The organism is Priestia sp. SIMBA_032 (assembly GCF_046535215.1).
Lineage (GTDB): Bacteria > Bacillota > Bacilli > Bacillales > Bacillaceae_H > Priestia > Priestia aryabhattai.
The window spans coordinates 1-247 of record NZ_JAWRXD010001293.1; the positions used below are offsets into that span (position 1 = coordinate 1).

The window sequence follows — 247 nt, forward strand, 5'->3', positions numbered from 1 at the left end:
CGCTTCACGCGGTCGGAACGGGATGACAGGCACGTCCTCCAGTTGCCCGCAATCGTCTCGGCCGCCTGCGGGTACTGGAACCCGACGGATCCGGTTAAACCAGAGCTCGACACGAAAGCGTTGCGCGACGTCGCTGCGTTGTACCGCAGGTACTCCCGCTCATTGCAGATTATCCAGGATCTGAACATCACGATCCAGGAACTGAGGGAGTCGGGCGAGAGCGGCACGTCTTCGTGAAGTGTCGACT

Annotated in this window: 1 protein-coding gene; it reads left to right on the forward strand. The window is 60.7% G+C overall.

All coding sequences use genetic code 11. The features are described from left to right. Positions 1–237: hypothetical protein (locus SB717_RS38495; RefSeq protein ID WP_410908480.1), on the forward strand; the 237-nt coding region annotated here is incomplete at its 5' end. Between the last annotated feature and the right edge of the window lie 10 nt (positions 238–247).